Origin of the sequence: Paenibacillus sp. FSL R5-0744 (assembly GCF_037972555.1) — a bacterium.
Lineage (GTDB): Bacteria > Bacillota > Bacilli > Paenibacillales > Paenibacillaceae > Paenibacillus_AQ.
In genome coordinates this window covers 1,321,148-1,336,872 of sequence record NZ_CP150228.1, presented here as the reverse complement: position 1 = coordinate 1,336,872, position 15,725 = coordinate 1,321,148, and the positions used below count along the sequence as shown (strand labels likewise).

13 protein-coding genes and 5 tRNA genes are annotated in these 15,725 nt (G+C 42.9%); 4 read left to right on the top strand and 14 right to left on the bottom strand.

The features are described 5' to 3' along the window. Window positions 1-18: 18 nt before the first annotated feature. Both MKY19_RS05890 and MKY19_RS05885 read right to left on the bottom strand, forming a co-directional pair. The gene (locus MKY19_RS05890) at window positions 19-438 is read right to left on the bottom strand and encodes a thiol-disulfide oxidoreductase DCC family protein (protein ID WP_339801160.1); all 420 of its coding nucleotides are present in this window, start codon (window positions 436-438) and stop codon (window positions 19-21) included. Between the two features lie 93 nt (window positions 439-531). Beyond that, window positions 532-810, bottom strand: a complete 279-nt coding sequence (locus MKY19_RS05885) for a hypothetical protein (RefSeq protein WP_042124803.1) — start codon at window positions 808-810, stop codon at window positions 532-534. Between the two features lie 339 nt (window positions 811-1,149). Here MKY19_RS05885 and MKY19_RS05880 point away from each other — a divergent pair, with 339 nt between their 5' ends. Both MKY19_RS05880 and MKY19_RS05875 read left to right on the top strand, forming a co-directional pair. Then, on the top strand, window positions 1,150-1,629 hold the full coding sequence (locus MKY19_RS05880; protein ID WP_042124801.1) for a glutathione peroxidase: 480 nt from the start codon (window positions 1,150-1,152) through the stop codon (window positions 1,627-1,629). 173 nt (window positions 1,630-1,802) lie between these two features. Next, entirely contained in the window at window positions 1,803-2,309 is a 507-nt protein-coding gene (locus MKY19_RS05875) for a GyrI-like domain-containing protein (protein ID WP_339801155.1), read from the top strand. Between the two features lie 69 nt (window positions 2,310-2,378). Here MKY19_RS05875 and MKY19_RS05870 read toward each other — a convergent pair. Next, a tRNA-Leu gene (locus MKY19_RS05870) sits at window positions 2,379-2,461 on the bottom strand. A gap of 83 nt (window positions 2,462-2,544) precedes the next feature. Beyond that, window positions 2,545-2,910 (bottom strand): helix-turn-helix transcriptional regulator, encoded by a 366-nt coding sequence (locus tag MKY19_RS05865; RefSeq protein ID WP_149645200.1) that lies wholly within the window; start codon window positions 2,908-2,910, stop codon window positions 2,545-2,547. 229 nt (window positions 2,911-3,139) lie between these two features. On the opposite strand from MKY19_RS05865, the gene MKY19_RS05860 reads away from it, so the two are divergent. Next, the gene (locus MKY19_RS05860) at window positions 3,140-3,763 is read left to right on the top strand and encodes a hypothetical protein (RefSeq protein WP_339269271.1); all 624 of its coding nucleotides are present in this window, start codon (window positions 3,140-3,142) and stop codon (window positions 3,761-3,763) included. 74 nt (window positions 3,764-3,837) lie between these two features. Here the strand turns inward: MKY19_RS05860 and MKY19_RS05855 are convergent. From MKY19_RS05855 to MKY19_RS05815, 9 genes are all read right to left on the bottom strand, one after another. Next, window positions 3,838-3,920, bottom strand: a tRNA-Leu gene (locus MKY19_RS05855). A gap of 6 nt (window positions 3,921-3,926) precedes the next feature. Continuing rightward, window positions 3,927-3,998: transfer RNA gene (locus tag MKY19_RS05850), tRNA-Glu, on the bottom strand. A 428-nt stretch (window positions 3,999-4,426) separates the two neighbouring features. Beyond that, window positions 4,427-4,879, bottom strand: coding sequence for a DinB family protein (locus MKY19_RS05845; protein WP_339801151.1), 453 nt, complete (start codon window positions 4,877-4,879; stop codon window positions 4,427-4,429). 234 nt (window positions 4,880-5,113) lie between these two features. Next, complete coding sequence (locus MKY19_RS05840; protein WP_339801148.1) at window positions 5,114-5,719, bottom strand: class I SAM-dependent methyltransferase; 606 nt, start codon at window positions 5,717-5,719, stop codon at window positions 5,114-5,116. Between the two features lie 47 nt (window positions 5,720-5,766). Continuing rightward, entirely contained in the window at window positions 5,767-6,192 is a 426-nt protein-coding gene (locus tag MKY19_RS05835; protein ID WP_339801145.1) for a GNAT family N-acetyltransferase, read from the bottom strand. A gap of 23 nt (window positions 6,193-6,215) precedes the next feature. Then, on the bottom strand, window positions 6,216-6,665 hold the full coding sequence (locus MKY19_RS05830; protein ID WP_339801142.1) for an oxidoreductase: 450 nt from the start codon (window positions 6,663-6,665) through the stop codon (window positions 6,216-6,218). Between the two features lie 271 nt (window positions 6,666-6,936). Then, window positions 6,937-7,025: transfer RNA gene (locus tag MKY19_RS05825), tRNA-Ser, on the bottom strand. Window positions 7,026-7,032: 7 nt separating this feature from the next. Continuing rightward, a tRNA-Asn gene (locus MKY19_RS05820) sits at window positions 7,033-7,108 on the bottom strand. A gap of 152 nt (window positions 7,109-7,260) precedes the next feature. After that, entirely contained in the window at window positions 7,261-8,013 is a 753-nt protein-coding gene (locus tag MKY19_RS05815; RefSeq protein WP_339801140.1) for an MBL fold metallo-hydrolase, read from the bottom strand. Between the two features lie 126 nt (window positions 8,014-8,139). Here MKY19_RS05815 and MKY19_RS05810 point away from each other — a divergent pair, with 126 nt between their 5' ends. After that, window positions 8,140-8,571 carry an Lrp/AsnC family transcriptional regulator gene (locus MKY19_RS05810; protein WP_149645207.1) on the top strand — a complete coding sequence of 144 codons (432 nt, stop codon included), beginning with the start codon at window positions 8,140-8,142 and terminating at the stop codon, window positions 8,569-8,571. Between the two features lie 200 nt (window positions 8,572-8,771). Here the strand turns inward: MKY19_RS05810 and MKY19_RS05805 are convergent, their stop codons facing one another. Further along, window positions 8,772-15,596, bottom strand: a complete 6,825-nt coding sequence (locus tag MKY19_RS05805; protein ID WP_339801139.1) for an S-layer homology domain-containing protein — start codon at window positions 15,594-15,596, stop codon at window positions 8,772-8,774. Window positions 15,597-15,725 lie beyond the last annotated feature (129 nt).

Sequence of the window (15,725 nt, the reverse complement as noted above, 5' to 3'; positions counted from 1 at the left end):
ATCTAGCCAAATCCCGGATTACAAAAATCTTTGTTTGATCTCCGGTGTTGGGAGCAGACATTGCTCATCGCGCCCGAACCAACGGTAACGATTCCTTGCAACATAGCGGTAAAGGATGTTCCGTATTGGGCGCGGCACTACAATAAAGAAATACGCAGCAGGCCAAGGCCATCTCAATCTACGTGCAATCCGCAGTACAGCAGCCGACTCTGTATAATACACACCGTTCTCCAGCAATACAACTGTGTTCAACTGCCCAGGTTGAAGTCCAGCCTCACTCATTAGCTTAGCGGCAATTTCACTTTGTAAAGGGGCGAATAGAAATTTAGCCTTGGGATCACGCGGGATGATGAAACGAATCAAACCTTGGCAAAGATGACACACCCCATCAATCAACACAATGGACTTATTTGGCATAATGTTCAGCTCCTCGTTCATAGCTCCCCCTCCCTATAAAGATAAGTGTATCGCATATTTTGGGTAAACAAAAACGCGGGATAGAATCCCGCGCCAACATGTACCGTTCTTTAATTATTCAGCAATTGCCTTTTCAATCCATTGATCACCGATCATTTGTCCTTCGAAATCAGCAGTGAATGCCTCCATGCATTTACAGATGAAATCTTTGCGGCAAATTGGACATGGAGTTTTTAGCAGGCGGCTGATGTTCGTCATTTTCCATTCCGGAAACCGATTATAAAACGCACGGCACTCCGTTCCATCAGCAAGCTTGATAATGAACTCGTACAATCCTTCCTTATCGTTGCTGCTGGCTTTGGTCACATTCGTAATATTCGGTCTGTAAGACATCTTCATCACCCATTATTTAAATTTTTGGTTGTAAATTGCACACGCAACATATTCTCAGATACTTAGACATATTAAAGAATTTTAAGAGTGATGTCAACCAAAGACGCCTAACACGGAGGCTATTTATTGCTCTTTTCTGATCAACGCCTTTATTCAGTCATTATTTCCATAAAATATATACAGATACATTTAATTTATGATCATTCATTTTGCTGTGATTTGATATACCGAATGGGCGTTAATGGTTCATAGAATTTTCTTATTTGGCTCACCCTCATTAATAGTGTACAATTAAATTGCGATAAATTAAAATTAGGAATTACAAAGGAGGTGGCATCCATGAGTATTTATGATTTTGAGGTCAACACTCTTCGGGGTGCAGAAGAATCATTGTCCAAGTACAAAGGTAAAGTACTCCTTGTTGTGAATACAGCTAGCAAATGTGGGTTTACGCCTCAGTATAAAGGGCTTCAGGAAGTGTACGAGAAATTTAAGGATCGTGGATTCGAAGTACTTGGTTTCCCAAGCAATCAGTTTGCTGGCCAAGAGCCTGGCGAAAGTGATGAAATTGCAGAATACTGCGAGATTAACTATGGGGTAACTTTTCCAATGTTCGAGAAGATTGATGTAAAAGGTGATGAAGCACACCCATTATTCAAATACTTATCAAAGGAAGCACCTGGTGTTCTAGGCTCAAAAAGCGTGAAATGGAATTTCACCAAGTTCCTGGTGGATCAAGAAGGCCGTGTCCTTAAGCGTTTTGCTCCTAAAACTACTCCTCAACAGATCGAATCCTATATCTCCAAGCTTCTGAAATAATCCATTCAATATGAAATTTTAAAAAAGGATACTGGTCACATCACTCAGCCCACTAGGTGATATGCGGTCAGTATCCTTTTGTCTTTAATCATGTTATCGTGATAAATCCCTCACCTAATCCTTATGGGATAATTTATAATATTGATGAAGAAAATTACTGGGAGGGTCAAGCAATGGTTGAACTACGAGATTTGCCAGAACTACATGTTATCGGTTGGACAAATGTTAATGCCTCTGGAGAGCCTTATCCGAATCTTTGGGAATTTGTATTTGGCGAGTTAGATATTGATGCTAAATTTGACTCCATAACATCAAAAGTTCAAGACAGCGGTTGTTATCTCGGTCTATTTCAGAATCGTACATCCGTACCCCGATTGTGGGAACAGGCTGCCTGGGATCATGAGTTCCTCCTTGCGGTCGAAGTGAAGCAGCTCGACTTCATTCCTGAAGGGCTTGTGCAGAAGACCTTTCCTGCATCAACCTATGCCATATTTACGGCAAATGGGGTGCCTCACTCGGCTTTTCAGAACACTTGGAATCATATACATAATGAATGGCTGCCGCATTCTGAATATAAATTTAATCCTGATGGTGTCTTCTTCATCCAATATACCGAAAAATCCGGTCCAAATGATGAGCGATTCGAAGCCCATTTATGCGTCCCTATTGTGAAAAAGTAGTGTTTTCCTAATGCTCGTTAAGCATAAAAAAGAAGCCTTGCATCGCAAGGCTCCTTTCGTCATTCTGTATGCGGTAGAGAGGACTCGAACCTCCACGGGTATACACCCACTACCCCCTCAAGATAGCGTGTCTGCCATTCCACCACTACCGCGCGGTGAGATAAAACATAAAACTTTGTTTGAGGTCAACATTCATTATTATAAATGTACTTCCCCGAAATGTAAAGGCGTTGATTTAAGAATTTTCGTCGGCCCATTTCTGCTTACGATATTCAGTGAATGCTAGGTATTCTTTAATGAATTCCTTTTCCTCTGGAAGCAATTCATTCGTTCGATCTTCATTCAACTTCGCTTCTCCGAAATCATAGTCCTCATTGCTCTCTTTCAATATTTCAGATGTATTTCTACCTAAAATAAGCCAGTCCAGACTTACATGAAAAAAAGCGCCGATCTCAATTAATTTATGTGTTCCCGGAGTAGATTTGCCCCGCTTCCAATCTCCCATATTACCTGTGCTTATATTTAACTGCTCGCAGAATGATTTCTTGGTGAGACCTTTTTGCTTAATTAAGTACTCTATACGTTCGTATATGGTCTGCATCCGTAAACCGCCCTTCACAAAAAAATAAAAAAGACTTATTTAAGTAATTACCTATTGCAAAATAACGCAAAAAAGTATATAATTGGTGTTACTATGTATTATCCGATTATATCATATGGCTAGAGTGACGATAAGAGGCGACTCAGGTGACAAGTGTCTGATGTAATGCCGTCTGACCCCCTTAATTAACATGTCATCCCGAAGGATCTCTAGGAGGGAGCGGTGACTTTTGTCAAAATGCTTATCATCTTCCATTATCCATTCACTTGAATATCTGCCGCACAATGCAGTGGTCATCAACAGCCAAGGAGTTATCCAGTTCACCAACAGGAAGTGGAAAGCATTTAGTCATGAATATGGCCTCTCCCCTCACAAACAATGGATTGGAGCTTATTATTCGGAGCTTCTGCAAGATGTGATCATCGATTCCGATCAATGGGCCAAGCTTTATGATTCGGTGAAAATTATACTCCGCAGAGAGCAACAGATTTATACCTCTGAGTTCATCATACAAACCGCCTATAAAGGGACGCGAATCTTTCGTTTGGAAATCTATCCGCTGCTCTCTGATTATTACCTAGAAGCTGCTTTTATAATTTCTCTATATGATTTGGGTGTATTTATAGAAGGAACTAAGATGTCGGGGATCACAAGCATCTGTTCGACATGTCAGCCAACACAAGAGTTAATCCCCATCTGCGCTTCCTGCAAATCCATTCGAAATTCTAAGGATGAATGGATCAACATTGAACTTTTTTTAAAACATCAGCTTTCTCTGCAATTCACCCATGATATTTGCCCAGACTGTGTCAGACAGCTCTATCCCCAATATGCAAGAGCCTTCAAGAACTAATCAACTTGTCTAACCCTATAAAAAAAGTAAGAAAACCTCTGCGAAGCAAAGGATTTCTTACTTTTTTATTTGTATGCGGTAGAGAGGACTCGAACCTCCACGGGTATACACCCACTACCCCCTCAAGATAGCGTGTCTGCCATTCCACCACTACCGCATAATATGACCCGTATGGGATTCGAACCCATGTTACCTCCGTGAAAGGGAGGTGTCTTAACCCCTTGACCAACGGGCCTTAGCAAGGTTGTCTAACGTGACAACAAAAATTATAATACCAGAAATAATAAGACATGGCAAGCACTTTTTTTCCACACCACTTCAGCCTGTAGCATTCTTCGATTCTTCAATCATCTCTATATCCCAATCACGTCTAATTCTTGCCTTGATCTCCTCATATTGTTCCCTGGAGTCGCTGTGTATCTCATGAACATAAAGAAGCTTCCTTATAGGACCATGAACCTCGTAACGAATAGAAAAATTCACGCCGCAAGACCGTTATAATAAGACATATCTCCTTGATGTGTAAACGAAAGTATAGCTGTCTGTGTAAGAACAAGAGATATTAAGGAGGCTGCTAGATTGGATATAACATTTGTCTCATTGGTACATACAAAAAAACTTATTCCCAACCGATAAACGGAAGGAGAATAAGCTGTAAGCTGTTCATTTTTTCCCTTTTAATTCTTTAATCTGCATCATATGATGCCGGTCATGCGATATAAAATCCTTTAAATAGGACTCAAAGGAAAACCTTTCGTCAACATATTTCCCCGAGTATTTCCCCTCTTCAAGGTTACTTATACAATCTAATAGTAAGTTACGATACTTCATAGTCAATTCTATTAATTCATCTTTGGTTTTTGTCTTACCATATGTAACAGCATCATTATTGAATTGATCGAAATCAATAAGTTGAAGTGTTATCGCTTTATCACATGCTATCGGTTCTATCGTCGATTCATAGAAGTATTTATCCCACAACAAAATATGACTAACAACATCATGAATTGTCCATTTTCCTTCAGCGATGGGTGTTTTCCAATCTAAATCAATGATTTCTAGAACAAATCCATTCCATTCCTTAAACTGATTTAGCAAGTCTGATCGGTTATTCATTGGCGTATCTCCTTTTTTATCATCATAACCCTCTTGAAAGTATCCACATTTAATTGCGAGCAATATTAGTAACCCGCTTTACAAGAGATGATTTAGACATTATCAGATCTCCATCGTACTTATTAATTTACGCTAATTCCCCATAGCATTGCACATTCCTGACGTTCGAACAGCGTAGATAAACGAAGCTGTCAATCCAAGAGCTTATGGTCTGCAATGTGAATGCATTTTTCGCTATTTTTTATATATGTAATCGATAAACCCTTGCCGTATCCATTCGCCTTCAAACTTTCTTTCAAGCACTCGATCTTCTTTATATATTAATTGCATATCAGAAAACATAGAGTCCGCCTCATCATAATCATAATAAGAGTGAATTACTAATTCATCATCTTCCATTTGCTCATACTGATGTTCTCCTAAATCAACTCCGTCACCGACTCGAAAATCCTTAAGGGTTAAAAAATTAACAAATAATAATCCACCAGGTTTTAGCACCCGTTTCAATTCATTTATTGCTTCTTTCACATCTTGTTTTTTCATATGAAAAATAGAATTATACGAATACACAAAACTCATCGACTCATCGTTTAATGCCAACTGTCTCATGTCACCCTGATGTATGTTTAAATTCTGCCCTCTTTCTGCTGCGAACTGATTAGCTCTGTTCATTTGTTCAACATTCATCTCAATTCCGTATGTAGCGTATCCATAATTCGCAAACAAACTTAGTGGAGGAGTATCCCCTCCTGCCCCACAATCTAATATGATCTTTTCCATGCCACTTTCATTACATAATGCCAAAAATCTGTATAAGGGTATTTGTTTAAAAAGCTCCATGTTTGTTTCGCTCCTTTGATTTTAGGTTAATCCTTTCTCAAACCACCTTACTCATAGCTAAGATCCTTCTTGTAGTAAAAGTGTTTACTTCCAGTCGGAGCATCATCAATAGTTGCTATTACTTTGTATCCGTACTTCTTATAAAATTCGGGCGCTTGAAAACTGAATGTATCTAATTTGATAAAAGTACATTTTTTTGCTCTAGCAACTTTCTCTGCTTCTTCCAATAATCTTTTCCCGTAACCTTGACTACGATAGTTATCATCCACCCACAAAATACCAATCTCCATCCAATTCCAACATATCGCACTGTTGATACCGGCAACAATATCTCCGTTATCATCCTTCAAACATAAATTTATCTCCTCATAAATGCCGTTTGGTACTTGTTTAGAGTTAAATTCAATAAGTTTTTTTCTGACGTAATCTGTTTCTTCATTTGTGCTATAAAGTATCTTAGGATTAATCGACATAAGTTCCTCCTGATGGTTTATCTCTAACATTGAATCCCCGCAATCCCAAAAGTCTCATTTATAACTTTCTCGTACTCATCCCATTTAAAATAAAAAGGCCCAACATCAATAGCTTTATTGCTGGGTTCCAGTTTGAAATCTCTCCATATGATAAGATCCTCTTCTTTCTCAATAAATACGGATATAAAGCCACACTCTTCATCTCCACACCAAGGGCAGACAAATATTGGGTATCTGTAATACATATATTCATGCATTTGGTTTAATAAAAAATAGTTAATCATTTTCCTTTGATGCTCTTCACTCCCCCACCCGAGGGATGGAACCATGTCATGTCTTTTCAGCATTTGATAAAGAGACCTGCCATCAATTATTATGTCGGCAAATTTGGTATTTTTATTTCCTTCTTGATCAGGATCAAAGCTATCATATCTACTTGAAGGTTTAGTTTGTAATTGATTTATATTTTTCATGTTCCCTCCGTTATATGAATGCTGTGTTAGCCGATGTAACTGGCAGCTTGAGACTGATTCAGTAATATTCGCCTTTTTCACTCTATTCACCTTCCAAAATATTGAATATGATCACTGATAATTCAGATTAAAAAAGACAAATCACACATCCGCGTGATCTGCCCCCAATACTTCCTCTAATCCATATATGTCGCATTTAGCCACTGCAAAATAATTTTACACAACAAAAAAAGAGCCCCCATAATGGAAGCTCTTCTTATGTAATTCAGAACGGAGAGAGTGGGATTCGAACCCACGCACCGCTTACGCAGTCTAACCCCTTAGCAGAGGGTCCCCTTATAGCCACTTGGGTATCTCTCCATAAAAATGGCTCCCCGAACAGGACTCGAACCTGTGACAACTCGATTAACAGTCGAGTGCTCTACCAACTGAGCTATCAGGGAACATTAGAAGTAAATTAGAAGTGAACATGAATTAATTTATCATGATTTCAAGGTCTAGTCAAGCAGGTAAAATAATTTTTGTGATCGTTTTCAAATTCATGCATTATTTCTGCCATTAGCTAGATTTAAGAGGGGATTAATCCCCCCTTTGTTTATACGTAACACCATTCCCCGTCTTGCGGAAGCTGTACTCGATCCTGTAGCTCCTCCTTCTCCAAGTGAGCTTTTAGCTTATCCCGGGTAACAAGGCAATGGTTGATGGCGTCCATGTGTACAGCGATCACCTTAGTAGAAGAAGCATATTCGCATAAGTCTACGACATCCTGCTCATTCATTGTGATATGACCTCCGGTTAAAAACTGCGCTCCACCAGCATTAACGATCGTTACCTCAGGTTTAAATACATCGAGTGCAATCTTCACCTCATCACACCAAATCGTGTCTCCTGCCAAATATACAGCTGGTTCGTTTTCCGCCTGAAAGACAAACCCGGATACCTTCCCCATCAGCTTGCCAATCTCTCCGGTTCCATGCTGTCCACCGGTACGTGTTATAGTTACTCCTTGGAATGTCAGCTTATCGGTGATTTCCGAGACGTTCTCAAATCCCTGCTCTACTAGGGTATCCTTGTCCCCCTCCTGACAAAATAACGGTAGATTATGCGGCAGCAAGGAAACGGCAGCGGCATCCCAATGATCCTGATGAAGATGTGTGATAAGAATTGCATTAGGACTCAGCCATTGTTCTACGGCTCCCGGCAAAGGAACGAGCGGATTGCGGCGATCATTTTCAGTATTTAAAATAGGTGGATTAGCACCTTGCTCACTCAACATAGGATCAATTAAAAATGTACTACCACCATACTCTAGCCATAGGGTCGCGTTGCGAATATGCTGTATTTTCATCGTAAGCCCTTCTTTCTTTCAGATATCTTCTGCTACAATTAATTATAGTTGGACCTTGAAACAGAATACATTGAGATTGGAAAGAGATTGGCCTGTTCTACTTTCACGCAGAAAGGATTTTAAATAATGACGAGTTCTTATTCCATAGATGATGTGGATTTTCGCATCCTACAGCTTCTAATTGATGATTCCACGATCAGTCACAGAGACATTGGGCAGCAAGTGCATATGACAGGCCAAGCAGTGGGTGCACGTATTCGCAAAATGCAGGACACCGGAGTGATTGAAGGCTACACCGTCCGCTGGAATCCAGATAAAGTTGGTGAGGCGATCAATGCCTTTATAACGGTCTTTCTAGGTTCGAATACGGTACATCCAGCCTTTCAAACATTCGCAAAGCAGCATGACAGCGTAAAAGAAATGCATCGCGTCAGTGGAGAAGGCTGCTATTGGATACGTGTTCGTACGGGAAGCCAAGAGGATTTGAATAACTTTCTCGACGAGCTGCTAAAGTTCGGAAATTACAGAGTCAATTTGTCGATGGGGAAGCTTAAATAAGGCTGTATCGCCTATGAGGCCGCTATCGGAGCCAGTTGACCTTTTACGCAGCATAATCGAATATTTGGCATACTAACGGACCCTCTAGTCGCTATTGGCATGAAAATAACCAAATATGTTCTGGCAGACAGCCTTCGTCCAAAAAACGCAGAGCAGCTATTCTCCAATTACTGGAGAATAGCTGCTCTTTTAGTAGAAATTTAATACAATAATCCGGCAGCTTTAAGTAATCTTGCTAGGATCACGGCTGCCTCTGCACGGCTAGTATCACTGCCAGGCGCAAAGCTATCTGCCGATTGGCCTTTCATGATTCCTTTTGCTGTTAAGACATTCACAGCTTCTTTAGCCCAAGAAGAAATAGCAGATGAATCTGTAAATGCATTTGCCGCAGGGTTAGCTCCCGACTCTCCTGCTCCAAGGTTTAACAGCTTCAGTGCCCTAGCTGCCATAACAGCCATTTGCTCCCGTGTAATAGGGGCGTTCGGACGGAAGGTGCCATCCTCATAGCCTTGAACCAGTCCTAAGGCTGCTGCAGCTTTGGCGTCTGCAGCATACCATGATAAATCAGACACATCACTGAAGGTCTTCGTTGTGTTCGCAGCGGCTAGGCCTAAAGAGCGTATTAGCATAGCTGCGAATTCAGCACGACTAACGGAATTCTGAGGTGCAAAGTTATCTGTGGATTGTCCGGTCAAGATCAGTCGACTGGCAAGCGTTTCGATCTCGTTCTTTGCCCAGTGTGAAGAAATATCTCCAAAAGTTACAGGATGTTGTGCAACGACGAATATCCCGCTAGCACTGCTGCTCTTAACAGTAACCTTGGTCATCCCGCCTACGATCTCGAATAATGCAGGTACATAACGGATGGAACCCGTCTGCTCATCGTAAATAAGGACTACTCCCGTCTTTGCAACCAGTGCTCCCTCCATCATAAATGTACGATCTACATACGTAGTGCCGAACCCATTAGCAGGTACAGTGTTTTTGCCATCTGTGACCTTTAAGGTGACAGATGCCGGAGTTCCTTGTACATTAAAACCTTGCAGCTTAGCCTTGGCAAGCAGTTGTTCCAATCCTTTTCCACTTAGCGGATTTAGTTGGAACTCTAAAGTGCCTGCCGGCATTTGTGCAGCTTTCAGCACGCTCTCCACGAATCCTAACGGGAAGCGATAGCTCATATCGCCACTGGCAATGACAAGCACCGCATTCGGGCTAAGTGCTGCTGCATTGCGTAGAGCTTCTGCGCTAAAGCGAGCTATACCATCTCCGTTAGCTGAAATCTCGATAAGAGCTTGCCCAGCAGTCGCCTTAGCTTTTAGCTGCGCATCATGATTAGCAGCTGGTGTTGGCGTTGGTGTAGCGACAGGTGCAACAGGATTTACTGACCCCGCCGGATCAGGAGTACTCGTTGGTTCAGTCGGATCCACAGGATCCGTCCCACCATTAGGTAACACCACCTCAACTGTATACACCCTCTTATCGTTGCCAACAGTTACCGTGAAGTCTGTGCTTCCCGCTTTAACTCCATGAATACTGTTGTTTGTAAAAGTAGCAATGTCACTGCTCATAAAATTAAGTGTAGCTTGTGTAGTAATATCCGCTCCTTCTTTGTCCAACACCTGAAGAATAGCTGACTTTCCTTGTTCTAGTACAACAGGTCCGCTCTGTCCATCTGCTAGCTTGATGGAGAAAGGTTTAACAGCTGTGGCTATCCCTTGATTCTGTTCATTGATGTTAAAGTCAGGAGATGCATTGGACAGGAGGTTCATCCGTTCACCACGAATAATCAAGTTGTCGACGAGCAGGTTACCTTTCAGATTCTTCGTTACTTCTATACCGCTCGTACCTGCACCGTCTAATACATTATTCGTCAGAACAACTCCATCAATCGTCGTGAGGGCATTTCCCTCCAGATTACCGTGGGCAATCAGGCCAGAATAGGTGCTGTCGAGCGCCATATTGTTACGGATGAGTACTTTTCCTTTTAGGTCGCTCTCACCAGCGTACAGCCATAACGCACCGAGGTTTACCCCGTATCCCGAATCATAACTACCTGTGCGAAGCAGTGTATTCCGCTCAACGATTGTTGTTCCTTGGAACGGCTCTGCGGAGAAACGGGTAGATACAGCGATCCCGGCTCCGTTAGTCACAGTATCTTTTACCACGTTATCTTGAACTTTGTTATCTTTACCACCAAAGACCACAATGTTATCGGCCAACCATGGCAGTGAGACGTTATTAAAACGTGCCGTATTGTTATAGCTAAATGTCCGTTCCGCGCCATTCACTTCATTCAATTTGGCATCTGTGAACGACCACATCGCAATACCATCATCCCCTGGATAGCGGATGTCACTTTGTTCCATCATGCTGTTGCCAGTTCCTACAGCAAAGTTAATTCCATCCGCCATCAGATTGCGGATTCGAAGACCTGCCATATACAGACCATTCGTGCGAGCCTTCTCACCAATAGGTTGTGTTAACCACAAGCCTGCTTTGGTATGTTCAATCCATACGTTCTGAATGACCGAGCCTTGGCCAAAAGCACCATGGAAGGCGTTAGTGAACGCTTCATCGTCCCGTACATTAATGCCACCTTCAATCAATAGATCGTATACACCAACCTTACCACCGTGACCGTAAAATTTGGCGCCATTCAGAACCGTATACCACATGCCTGCTCCACGGATTTCGGCTGTATCCAGATCCAGCAGACCCTCTCCGACATTAAAGGTACCTACCGGGAACCAAACCCCTTTCCCTGTTGCCTTCGCTTCGGCAAGCGCTGCCTTAAAGGCTGCGGTATCATCTCCCTCATCATTGGCTACCGCTCCAAAATCCGTTACAGAAATAAAGCCGGCAGGGCGAGTCAACTCAGGGGCTACCTGCTCCATATCCACCAAGTCGATGACGTATGAAGTCGCTTGGTCTCCTGTTCCTTTCTCTAAACGAATGGTTGCTCCGGCAGGAGCATCGCCAATCAGAGCATGAATTTCATCAAAGAAGCGATGTCCACTACCTTGACGAGGATCATTTGACCATGGGTAGCTACCATATTCCCAAGCATATTTTGAAGTCAAATTAAGCTGTTTCTTAACTCCATTTACATATAGAGTCAATGTTTCTTCAGCACCAGCACCATCCGAACTGTCCGGAATGGAATAGCGCAGAACAATAGAATTAGCTGCTTCTGCAAGCTTGAACTCTATATAGTCCCCAGTATTCTTCAAGGCGACGGCTTGTCGTCCAGAAGCCTCAGAAGCCATAGTGCGATATTTCCGCGAAGGACCGATTAGTGTTCCGTTAGTCACTGCATCCTCAGCTTCATAGCTAATATAAGGAACTGTTGCCCCGCGGTAAACTTTGTTCACGCTATTTTTTACTGTCAGGCTATCAATGCCTACTTTATTCCAATCGATATTGTCGTTGCTTAGAGAAACGGTGTTGATTCCTGCACGCAGCTGCAGCTTCACCTGTACAGTCTTCCAAGAGGAAGTCTTGACCACGTTAACTTTATCTGATTCCTTCAGGCCGTTCACCTCAAGCAACAGATCTGTTACATCACTGGAAGTATTCTTGTAACGAACAACGGCATCATATTCACCGGCTTGCTGGGCATTGACTGCAAACCGTATAACATGATCGCCTTGGAATGCTTCTCCTCCTGCATAAATCGCATCTGAAGGGATAGGCAAGAAGCTCCAAAGAGTGCTATCGGTTCCCACAGCAGAACCAAGTTGAACCGCCGATGCGCTGTGAGTAAGAAAGCCCGTTCTATCAGCACTTAGCAGGAGGTTGTAGCCTAACTTCTCTTCCAGCGTCCACTGGGAACGTTCTGTTTCCCCGGAAGATAACAAGACGACTTGATCCCCTTCATTTAAAGAGAGATATTGCTTCGTCTGAACATTCATTATGCGTTTACGTCCATTTACATCTTGGATGATCCATTGGGTGTGAGCCGCCGTGTCGGAGGCTTCTGCATATACGAGTGCCCCTTCTTGTTCAGCCAATACTTTACCAGTCAGCCCTTTCGGCACGATCGTTATAATGTTGGTATCATTCTGAACTGGAGTTGTTGTATTGTTATTGCGCAGTTCTCCAGACGGAGTAGTAAACTCCTGCTGAGCCGCTTCAAGTGTCCATTGAGCTAAGCCGTCACTCTCTAGTAGGAGCGCACGTTCAGCATATCCTGTCTTATTCGCAATGTTTATTAATTCATCGTCGTATTCTCCATAGAGACTACGAATGGTGTAGTGCGTATAATCGGAAGCCAAGCTTACTTCCCAAGCAGATGCTCCGTCTATAGCCGGTTCCGCGCTACTGCTCTCCAAGTATGAATAATCTCCATTCAATGTTAAATAATGGCCTGTTGCTCGATTGATAATCGTTTGTTTGCCGTCCTGCAGAGATATATTCCAATGCGAGAATCCATTCTCTGCTGACGGCTGCCCGTACAGAACAACTCCGTGTTCATTCTCGTATAAATACTCCCCACTGCTTGCATTCTTAAATCTTACAGGGTAAGCAGGGATCGGTGGCGCGATCGCTTCAACCGCTTCGGCGGTAAAATGTGCACTGCTTTTATCCACCGCACCGGGAGCCTTACTGATCCTAATAATCGGATTCCCATTCTCATCGGAAGCCCCATACATATAGTGGCCAGCCCATCCACTTTTGAAGGTGGTCAGACCCGAAGGCTGCATATCCACAATCCACTTAATGCTACCCCATACATCATAAACCGTCTGTAGAGTTTGAACGGCAACGTCCGGATCATCTTCACCTTCAGATCCAGCAATATGCTCCAGAGAGAGATAACGTCCTGTTCCTACATTTTTAATTTTTACAGATCCATTGGCCCCGGCTATTTCTTGCAGCTGCCAGACAAAGGAATCGTCGTTAATATCAAGTGGGCCATAAGTAGCCTGACCTACTGTCACATCCTCGTTTGCAGCAGCTAGAGGTGCATTTTTTGCATCAGAGATTGTAGGTTCCACCACCTTATCCTGCGGCACCATTGCTTCAGTGTCCTGTGAATCATAGACAGATTCAGTGACAGTCTTAGATTCTAGCAATTTCTCTAGTACATTTGGAGAAGTCAGCAAAGGACCATCTTTAAGATACTGATCCTCACCATTTACAGCGTCAAGCTTGAAGCGGAACAAGTCCGGCTTTTTCTCAGTAACGGTAACAAATCGCCACTGTGGGCTGCCCCAGCCTGGATTGATCACACCGTACTCGGCGTATTTAGTGAGATTTTGAAGTGAAATGAACTTCTCAGGGAATTTATTTGGTTCCTTGTCGAGAACACTGCTGATTACGTATGTGTTGTCGCCAATATTTTTACCTGTCCAGATAAATTCCCGCTCCACATTATTCCTGTCTGGAAGCTCAGTGACCTGGATATGGCCATCTGGCATATTCATTGTGTTAATGTAGTGGCCTGTTTTCTTATTCTTGAATAACTTACGGCCATTATATTTCTCAATCAGCCATTGATCGGAGCCATCCTTTTGCATATTTCCATATTTCAAGAGACCATCAGCAGATTCATACCAATAAAAAGACTTCCAGCCATTTTGAATACGATAATATGGAATGGTGCCATCTGTTGGTGTGTTAGGGTCTAGAAGCTGCCACTGGGCGCTTAATGAAGTCGCATCCCCACTTGCTCCAGCACTGTCTCCACCCAAGGTAGATAGATAGATGCCTTTGCTCTCAACATTTTCTAGTGTCAGATAATCATCATAATCATCAGAATCTTTAAAATTCCATTGATCCGATGGTTGGCTTCCGCTGATCTGCTCAGCCTTGGCTGTGCCATCACTATACGAAAGGTAATGATTAGTTGCTGCATTACGGATACGTTTATTACCGTCATAATCCTCTATATACCATAGATAATCGGATGAATCAGCAGTATCTGGAGCAATTAATCCGTGCTTAAGTGCACCGTTTGCGGATTCATACAAGAAATCTGTAGCTACTTGTGCATCTGTATAAGTTGCCAAGCGTACCGGCTGCAACTCGGAAATAGGGACAACTGTCCACTGGGCATTATGACTGGTTGCTTCACCCGGCCAGCTGTTAGAGCGCACGTTGTTATCTTCCTCAAACTGAGGATTCAGCCATAAAGGCTTAACTCCGTCGGTTAATCCTTTATTACTTAAGGTAATAAAACCCGCTCCATCCGCGCCTGGTGCATCTTCTTTCACCCATTCACTTAGCATCACCTTGTCCGGATCGATTTCTTGCGAAAAGACTCCAGCCCAAGTCACTTCATTTTGCTTAATATAATGACCCGTCTCACGGTTTCGAATCATCAGTGTTCCGTCGTCCGTTCCCGGCTCAAGAAACCACTGGGCAGCCTCATTCTTCAAAGGCTGTTTACCGTAAAGTACATTTCCTTTCTCCTCATACATCACCTGACCGGGACGCATCCGGCTTTCCAACCGTACAGGTACTGTTCCTGCGTTAGGATCGATAAAAGCCCACTGCGGACTCTCAAACGTAATATTGATATCCGAGCTTACTTGCGCATAACCAAGCTGATTCTCCTCGTGGATAACCAGCTTACTCTCAGGCACGCTCGCGCTTCGGATGATCATGTATCCGTTTCTATTGGAAGTATCGATCAACCATTGATCCGTAACACTCCCAGCTCCTTGGAGATCTGCCGCCTTAAGTGTATCCTCTTTGCCGTTGTTACCAGCCATTGTAATGTAGTGGCCCGTCTTCACATTCTTAATTCGTGACAGACCATTTACAGTCTCCACTGTCCAATGCGATGATGTGTCCGCTGGATTGGTCATGCCATAACGCACGATACCATCAGACGTTTCATATAAGAAATTATTTTTCCACTTATTCTTGATGATTACTGTCCCTGATGGAATTAGCCCTGCGCCTGTTCCTCCAACCCCTTCTGCTCCTACGGAACCGCTACCGATTCCCATCACAGGCAAGCTTGAGAAAATCAGCAGCATCGCGAGCAGACCCGCCATCGCGGACCTGAATCTTTTCATAAATGTGCCCCCTCTACCTAATATGGACTTCCCTTCCATCTTAAGTTGGCAACGCTTACAAAACGATGTGTGATTTTATCCAGAAAAAGGTGTATTTGTACGTATCTCCCGAAAGGTCTGAGCGCTACT

Coding starts and splice junctions, on each gene's coding strand:
- MKY19_RS05830 (WP_339801142.1), bottom strand. CDS start 6,665: ATGAAAAATATAAATCAATTACAAACTAAACCTTCAAGTAGATATGAT.
- MKY19_RS05865 (WP_149645200.1), bottom strand. CDS start 2,910: ATGCAGACCATATACGAACGTATAGAGTACTTAATTAAGCAAAAAGGT.
- MKY19_RS05805 (WP_339801139.1), bottom strand. CDS start 15,596: ATGAAAAGATTCAGGTCCGCGATGGCGGGTCTGCTCGCGATGCTGCTG.
- MKY19_RS05810 (WP_149645207.1), top strand. CDS start 8,140: ATGACGAGTTCTTATTCCATAGATGATGTGGATTTTCGCATCCTACAG.
- MKY19_RS05875 (WP_339801155.1), top strand. CDS start 1,803: ATGGTTGAACTACGAGATTTGCCAGAACTACATGTTATCGGTTGGACA.
- MKY19_RS05880 (WP_042124801.1), top strand. CDS start 1,150: ATGAGTATTTATGATTTTGAGGTCAACACTCTTCGGGGTGCAGAAGAA.
- MKY19_RS05840 (WP_339801148.1), bottom strand. CDS start 5,719: ATGGAGCTTTTTAAACAAATACCCTTATACAGATTTTTGGCATTATGT.
- MKY19_RS05885 (WP_042124803.1), bottom strand. CDS start 810: ATGTCTTACAGACCGAATATTACGAATGTGACCAAAGCCAGCAGCAAC.
- MKY19_RS05835 (WP_339801145.1), bottom strand. CDS start 6,192: ATGTCGATTAATCCTAAGATACTTTATAGCACAAATGAAGAAACAGAT.
- MKY19_RS05890 (WP_339801160.1), bottom strand. CDS start 438: ATGAACGAGGAGCTGAACATTATGCCAAATAAGTCCATTGTGTTGATT.
- MKY19_RS05845 (WP_339801151.1), bottom strand. CDS start 4,879: ATGAATAACCGATCAGACTTGCTAAATCAGTTTAAGGAATGGAATGGA.
- MKY19_RS05815 (WP_339801140.1), bottom strand. CDS start 8,013: ATGAAAATACAGCATATTCGCAACGCGACCCTATGGCTAGAGTATGGT.